Origin of the sequence: Roseateles sp. (genome assembly GCF_046300915.1) — a bacterium.
Taxonomy (GTDB): Bacteria; Pseudomonadota; Gammaproteobacteria; order Burkholderiales; family Burkholderiaceae_C; genus Kinneretia.
Map to the genome: position 1 here is coordinate 1 of NZ_JBKCLH010000137.1, position 6,865 is coordinate 6,865.

Consider the following 6,865-nt stretch of genomic DNA (forward strand, 5'->3'; position numbering starts at 1 on the left):
GTGCCCGAGGGCGCGGCCGAGGGCGTGGTGGCCGAGCGCCGCGCCACGGCCGAGGCGGCCTTGCAGCGCGTCAAGGCCGGTGAGGACTTCGCCGCCGTGGCTCGCGAGGTCTCGGAAGACGGCAACAAGGCCCGCGGTGGCGAGATCGGTCTGCGCCAGGCCGACCGACTGCCCGATGCTTTTGTGGACTTTGTGCGTGACCTCAAGAGTGGCGAGCTGGCGCCCCAGCTGCTGCGCTCGGGCGCCGGCTTCCATGTGCTCAAGCTGGTGCAGCGCCGCGACGGCAGCGAGGCCGGCAATCTGGTGACCCAGACCCGCGCCCGCCATGTGCTGCTGCGCCCCTCGCCCCAGCTGCCGGCCGAGCTGGCCGCGCAGCGCCTGCAGGAATTCAAGCGCGCCATCGAGGCGGGCCGTGTCAGCTTCGAGGCCGTGGCCCGCGACAACTCCGAGGACGGCAGTGCGCCTCAGGGCGGTGATCTGGGCTGGGTCGCGCCGGGCGCCTTCGTGCCCGAGTTCGAGGAGGCCATGAACGCCCTGCCCGTGGGCGGGCTGTCCGACCCCGTGGTCTCGCGCTTCGGCCTGCACCTGATCAAGGTGGAGGAGCGCCGCGAAGTCGAGGTGGACCCCAAGCAGCTGCGCGAGCAGGCCCGCAATGCCCTGCGCGAGCAGAAGTACGAAGACGCCTACAAGGAATGGGTGCGCGACCTGCGCGCCCGGGCCTTCGTCGAGCTGCGCGAGTGGCAGTAAGAAGCACTCAATGGCCCATATCCCGCGCAAGCGCTTCGGTCAGCACTTTCTGACCGACCGCGTCATCATTGATGGCATCGTCGATGCCATCGCCCCGGCCGAGGGCGATGCCCTGGTCGAGATCGGCCCCGGGCTCGGCGCGCTGACCCTGCCCCTGCTGGAGCGCATGCCGGCCAGCAGCCGGCCGCTGACGGTGGTCGAGCTGGACCGTGATCTGGCCGCGCGCATGAGGAAGCGCGAGCATATCGAGGTGGTCGAGTCGGACGTGCTGAAGGTGGACTTCGGCGCGCTGGCCGAGGCCCGCGGGCGCAAGCTGCGCGTGGTGGGCAATCTGCCCTACAACATCTCGACGCCCATCCTGTTCCACCTGCTGACCTTTGTCGACCGTGTGGTCGACCAGCACTTCATGCTGCAGAAGGAAGTGGTGGACCGCATGGCCGCCGGCCCCGGCGGCAAGGACTATGGCCGCCTGTCGGTGATGCTGCAGTGGCGCTATCAGGTGGAGTCCATCATGGACGTCCCGCCCGAGGCTTTCGATCCGCCGCCGCGGGTGGACTCGGCCATCGTGCGCATGCTGCCCTATGAGCAGCCCGCCACGCTGGATCCGGCCCTGCTCGAAGAACTGGTGGCCAGCGCCTTCTCGCAGCGCCGCAAGCTGCTGCGTCACAGCCTGGGTCGCTGGCTCGAAGCCCGCGGCTATGGCGGCCACTTCGACCTGCAGCGCCGCGCCGAGGAGGTCCCGGTGGCCGAGTACGTGGCGCTGGCGCAGGCCGTCGGCGCCTGAACGGCGCCGAGCTCCGAATCAAGCGCGTCGGCCCCGGCCCAGCAGGGCCCACAGGATCAGCGCGCCGAAGGTGGCGGTTCCGATGCCACCCAGGGTGAAGCCGCCGAACTTCAGCGTGTAGTCGCCCGTGCCCAGCACCAGGGTGATGGCCGCGACGATCAGATTGCGGTTGTCGGAGAAGTCCACCTTGTTGTCCACCCAGATCTTGGCGCCGGCCACGGCGATCAGGCCGAAGACGACGATGGACACCCCGCCCATCACGGCCAGCGGAATGGCCTGGATCAGGGCGCCGAACTTGGGGCTGAAGCCCAGCAGCACGGCAATCAGGGCCGCCACCACGAAGACCGCGGTGGAGTAGATCTTGGTGGCGGCCATCACACCGATGTTCTCGGCATAGGTGGTGACGCCGGTGCCGCCGGCCGAGCCCGAGACCATGGTGGCAATGCCGTCACCCACGAAGGCGCGACCGATCAGCGGATCCATATTGCGGCCCGTCATCGCGCCGACCGCCTTCACATGGCCCAGGTTCTCGGCCACCAGGATCAGGGCCACCGGTGCGATCAGCAGGATGGCATTGCCGTCGAAGACCGGGGCGGTGAAGCTGGGCATGCCGAACCAGGCGGCGTTGGCGACACCGCTGAGGTCGATGGGCTTGCCCAGGCCCAGGCCATTGGTCAGCAGCGCATAGATCAGGGCGGCAATGATCAGGCCGACCAGGATCAAGAGACGCTGCACCATGCCGCGGGTGAACACCGCCACGGCCGCCACGCTGATAAAGGTCAGGCCCTGCATCCAGGCGTCAAAAGGTGTGGGCGCCATGTTCTTGATGGGAATGCCCGCCAGGTTCAGGCCGATGACGGCGACCACGGCGCCGGTCACCACCGGCGGCATCAGGGACTCGATCCAGCGGGTGCCCGTGGCCATGACCACGAAGCCAATCAAGGTGTAGAGCAGGCCGCAGGCGATGATGCCGCCCAGGGCCAGGCCCAGATTGGCGTTGGCGCCCGAGCCTGCATAGCCCGTGGCCGCGATCACCACGCCGATGAAGGCGAAGCTGGAGCCCAGATAGCTGGGCACGCGCCCGCCCACCAGCAGGAAGAAGATCAGGGTGCCGATGCCGCTCATGAGGATGGCGACATTGGGATTGAAGCCCATCAGGATGGGGGCCAGCACGGTGGCGCCGAACATGGCGATCACATGCTGCACGCCCATGGCCAGGGTCTGGGGCCAGGGCAGGCGCTCATCGGGGGCGACGACGGCGTCGGGGGCGGGGCTGACTTCGCGCCAGCGGAACAGGGCGTTGTTGCTCATGGGTTTTGCTCTTGTTGTGACGTGGGGCAGTGTAGGAGTGGCGGCCAGGCGCGCCACCCGGGATTACCAAAGAAAAAGGCCTCCGCGTTGCGGAGGCCTTGTGCTTGCTGCGGCAGCGGGGCGCGGGCCCCGCTCGCTCATGCGGCGCTGAGCCACATGGAGGTATCAAAGGCACTGCTCATCATCGGCATGTTCATGCCGAAGTTGGCGTTCGCCGCTGTCTTGCTGCTCTTTGCAGCGGGCTTCTCAGCAACCGGGGCCACCTCAGTAGCCCGCTCCCATGACCCGTTTTCTTGGGAGCGGGCTACTGAAAAGAATAGAAACACCGGAACTGGACCTTGCGGTCGGCCCAGTAATCGGCCGTGTCGCGGAACACATCGAGCAGCTGCTCGCGGGCCTCGCGGTCGAAGCGGATGTTGTCGGGCAGCTGCTCCAGCACCACCACGAAGCCCGGCTGCGCGCCGGACTTGTGGACCAGATCGGTCATGCAGTCATGCAGGGCGTCCAGGTTCTTGCCGAAATGTGCCGGGAAGAGGAAGGACTGGGCGATGAGCTCCAGCACATCCTGCTTCGACTGAGCCTCGCTCAGATTGGCGTAGAGGAAGTGATGGCCAGCCTCCTGGGCGGCGCGCATCAAGTCCTCCACGCGGTAGGCCCGTATGGCCTGCACGATATTGGGACGGACGTTCTGCAAAAGCATGGTCGCGATCCTCCTAGATAGTCACAAGAACTCTGGCCGCCGCTCACTGCGCTGGCTTCAGGGTGTGGGAATCACACGCCTGAAACTGTTGTAGTGATCGTCGGTGTAATAGCAAGCGTCGGGTGTGGTGGGAGGTATGCCGCCGCAGACCAGTCGACGCGCTCCCCGATCACGGGAGCCGGGCGTCTTGACGGTATATTCGCGGTAGTAACCCCTGGCCTTGGCGGGCAGCAAGCGTTCGCGGTTGCCGAACACGCTGCCGTCTTTCTCGTAGGGGAAAGGACCCCCGGCCAGAATCAAACGGTGCGTGTGCCGGGCTTCGCGAGGCAGATCTGCCAAAGCCACCGTGTCCTGCGTCGCATCGGTCGGCGGCTTGGCCTGCACCGGGGCGCCGGAGACCAGCGTCGCCACCAAGGTGGCGGCCAGTCCTAGCCTGCGCCAAGATGGCCACATCGGTGACCGATCGAGCAAAAACACGGGTTTACCCTGAACTTTGAAAGCAAGATGGTACCGAATGAGCCCGAAAAGCTCAAGCCGGGACCGGCACTTAGAGCGCAATCAAGGGTTTTGTTAGCGTGCGCACACACTCGGCCGGGAGGCCGAATTCATGGCGCTGCGGCGCCGTAAAACCCTCCGGTGAGCTCTTACAAACTTTTGTAAAGGCCCGTGCTTGGCCCGGGGGGTATGCACCGCCGTGGTGCGCAGTTTTGCGGCAGCGGCCAGCCACGCGGGGCCTAGTGAGGGTGGAAAAAGCGCGCCCCGGCGTGCCGCTTCAGGCCAGCGGCACGGCGGGGCGATGCACCGAGGCGGGGCCGCCGGGGCCCCGCGGTTCGATCAGCGTGCGGCGTTGGCGTCCGCCACGGTCAGGGCCGTCATATTGACGATGCGGCGCACGGTGGCTGATGGTGTCAGCACATGCACGGGCTTGGCCGCACCCAGCAGCACCGGGCCGATGGCGATGCCGCCGCCGGCCGCCGTCTTCAGCAGGTTGTAGCTGATGTTGGCGGCGTCGATATTGGGCAGCACCAGCAGATTGGCCTCGCCGCTGAGGGTGGAGCGCGGCATCAGCTGGGCGCGGTAGTTGGCGTCCAGGGCGGTGTCGCCATGCATCTCGCCGTCCACCTCCAGCCAGGGCGCCTGGGCCTGGATCAGGCCCAGGGCCTCGCGCATCTTCAGGGCCGAGGGGCTGTTGCTGGAGCCGAAATTGCTGTGCGAGAGCAGGGCTGCCTTGGGGCGGATGCCAAAGCGCATCAGCTCCTCGGCCGCCATGACGGTGATCTCGGCGATCTGATCGGCCGTGGGGTCGTAGTTGACGTGGGTGTCCACCAGGAAGACCTGGCGTCCCGGCAGCAGCAGGCCGTTCATGCAGGCGAAGTTTTTGACGCCGGCGCGCTTGCCGATGACCTGGTCGATGTACTGCAGGTGCATGGAGGTCGTGCTCCAGGTGCCGCAGAGCATGCCGTCCACCTCGCCCTTGTGCAGCATCATGCAGCCGATCAGGGTCAGGCGGCGGCGCATCTCGATCTTGGCCAGCTGCTGGGTCACGCCCTTGCGCTCGGCCATCTGGTGATAGGTCTGCCAGTAGTCGCGGTAGCGCTCGTCGTACTCGGTGTCGACCACATCGTAGTCGCGGCCCTCCTGCAGGCGCAGGCCGAAGCGCTCGCAGCGCTGGGCGATCACGGCCGGGCGGCCGATCAGGGTGGGTCGGGCCAGGCCCTCGTCCACCACCACCTGCACCGCGCGCAGCACGCGCTCCTCTTCACCCTCGGCGTAGGCCACACGCTTGTGCTGCGCGCGCTTGGCCAGGTTGAAGATGGGCTTCATGGTCGTGCCCGAGGCGTAGACGAAGCTCTGCAGCTTCTCCAGATAGGCCTCCTTGTCCTGGATCGGGCGGCTGGCCACGCCCGAGGCCTCGGCCGCCTGGGCCACGGCCGGGGCGATCTTCATCATCAGCCGCGGATCGAAGGGCTTGGGAATCAGGTACTCGGGGCCGAAGCTCAGGTTGGCGCCGGCATAGGCTGCGGCCACCACCTCGCTCTGCTCGGCCTGGGCCAGCTCGGCGATGGCGTGCACCGCCGCGATTTCCATCTCGTCATTGATGGTCGTGGCGCCGCAGTCCAGGGCGCCGCGGAAGATGTAGGGGAAGCACAGGACGTTGTTGACCTGGTTGGGGTAGTCGGTGCGACCGGTGGCCATGATGGCGTCGTCGCGCACCGCCTTGACTTCCTCGGGCAGGATCTCGGGCGTGGGGTTGGCCAGGGCGAAGATCAGGGGCTTGGCGGCCATGCTGGCCACCATATCGGCCTTGAGCACGCCGCCGGCCGACAGGCCCAGGAACACGTCCGCGCCCGCGATCACCTCGCGCAGGCTGCGGGCCTCGGTCTTCTGCATGAACTGGGCCTTGTCGGCATCCATCAGCTCGGTGCGGCCCTCGTAGACCACGCCGGCCAGGTCCGTCACCCAGATGTTCTCGCGCGGCAGGCCCAGCTTGAGCAGCAGGTTCAGGCAGGCCAGGGCCGCGGCGCCCGCGCCCGAGGTCACCAGCTTGACCGACTTGATGTCCTTGCCCTGCACCTTCAGGCCGTTGAGCAGGGCTGCGCCCACGACGATGGCCGTGCCGTGCTGGTCATCGTGGAAGACCGGGATCTTCATGCGCTTGCGCAGCTCGCGCTCCACATAGAAGCAGTCCGGGGCCTTGATGTCTTCCAGATTGATGCCGCCGAAGGTGGGCTCCAGCGCGGCGATCACATCGACCAGCTTGTCCAGGTCGTGCTTCTCGTCGATCTCGAGGTCGAAGACATCGATGCCGGCGAACTTCTTGAACAGCACGCCCTTGCCTTCCATCACCGGCTTGGAAGCCAGCGGGCCGATATCGCCCAGGCCCAGCACGGCGGTGCCGTTGGTGATCACGGCCACCAGATTGCCGCGCGAGGTGTAGCGGAAGGCATTGGCCGGATCGGCCACGATCTCTTCGCAGGCCGCCGCCACGCCGGGCGAGTAGGCCAGGGCCAGGTCGCGCTGGTTCACCAGCTGCTTGGTCGGCGCGATGGCCACCTTGCCCGGGGTCGGGAACTCGTGGTACTCCAGCGCGGCTTGGCGCAGCTGGGCGCGTTTTTCTTCGGACGTGGGCATAGGCGTATTCGATGTCTGAGCACCGCGAAAGCGGGTCAGGGATTGTAGGGAGCCGTGCGAAAGCCTGCAGTGTGGCGCGGGAATCGCAGCCTCGGATACGCGAAACTGCGCATCTGTTCGGCATGAGCCCACAGGATACTGCGCCCTGCATGGATGTACCGCAACACCTGGCGCCCGCCGCGCCCCCGCCC

Annotated in this window: 6 protein-coding genes; 2 read left to right on the top strand and 4 right to left on the bottom strand. The window is 67.0% G+C overall.

Translation table 11 applies throughout. From position 1 onward, the window contains the following. Window positions 1–747: peptidylprolyl isomerase (locus ACK5F2_RS10230; RefSeq protein WP_409864470.1), on the top strand; the 747-nt coding region annotated here is incomplete at its 5' end. 10 nt (window positions 748–757) lie between these two features. Continuing rightward, window positions 758–1,531, top strand: coding sequence for a 16S rRNA (adenine(1518)-N(6)/adenine(1519)-N(6))-dimethyltransferase RsmA (gene rsmA / locus ACK5F2_RS10235; RefSeq protein ID WP_409864471.1), 774 nt, complete (start codon window positions 758–760; stop codon window positions 1,529–1,531). An 18-nt stretch (window positions 1,532–1,549) separates the two neighbouring features. Here rsmA and ACK5F2_RS10240 read toward each other — a convergent pair whose 3' ends face one another. The 4 genes from ACK5F2_RS10240 to ACK5F2_RS10255 all read right to left on the bottom strand — a co-directional run bounded on the left by ACK5F2_RS10240 (window position 1,550) and on the right by ACK5F2_RS10255 (window position 6,674). Beyond that, window positions 1,550–2,842 carry a solute carrier family 23 protein gene (locus tag ACK5F2_RS10240; protein WP_409864472.1) on the bottom strand — a complete coding sequence of 431 codons (1,293 nt, stop codon included), beginning with the start codon at window positions 2,840–2,842 and terminating at the stop codon, window positions 1,550–1,552. A 304-nt stretch (window positions 2,843–3,146) separates the two neighbouring features. Then, complete coding sequence (locus ACK5F2_RS10245) at window positions 3,147–3,542, bottom strand: barstar family protein (protein WP_133601986.1); 396 nt, start codon at window positions 3,540–3,542, stop codon at window positions 3,147–3,149. Between the two features lie 57 nt (window positions 3,543–3,599). Beyond that, entirely contained in the window at window positions 3,600–3,995 is a 396-nt protein-coding gene (locus tag ACK5F2_RS10250) for a ribonuclease domain-containing protein (protein WP_409864474.1), read from the bottom strand. A gap of 381 nt (window positions 3,996–4,376) precedes the next feature. Further along, entirely contained in the window at window positions 4,377–6,674 is a 2,298-nt protein-coding gene (locus tag ACK5F2_RS10255; protein ID WP_409864473.1) for an NADP-dependent malic enzyme, read from the bottom strand. Window positions 6,675–6,865: the final 191 nt, after the last annotated feature.

Excerpts from the sequence above, each read along its gene's own strand:
- rsmA (WP_409864471.1), top strand. The coding sequence starts at position 758 with ATGGCCCATATCCCGCGCAAGCGCTTCGGTCAGCACTTTCTGACCGAC.
- ACK5F2_RS10240 (WP_409864472.1), bottom strand. The coding sequence starts at position 2,842 with ATGAGCAACAACGCCCTGTTCCGCTGGCGCGAAGTCAGCCCCGCCCCC.
- ACK5F2_RS10245 (WP_133601986.1), bottom strand. The coding sequence starts at position 3,542 with ATGCTTTTGCAGAACGTCCGTCCCAATATCGTGCAGGCCATACGGGCC.
- ACK5F2_RS10250 (WP_409864474.1), bottom strand. The coding sequence starts at position 3,995 with ATGTGGCCATCTTGGCGCAGGCTAGGACTGGCCGCCACCTTGGTGGCG.
- ACK5F2_RS10255 (WP_409864473.1), bottom strand. The coding sequence starts at position 6,674 with ATGCCCACGTCCGAAGAAAAACGCGCCCAGCTGCGCCAAGCCGCGCTG.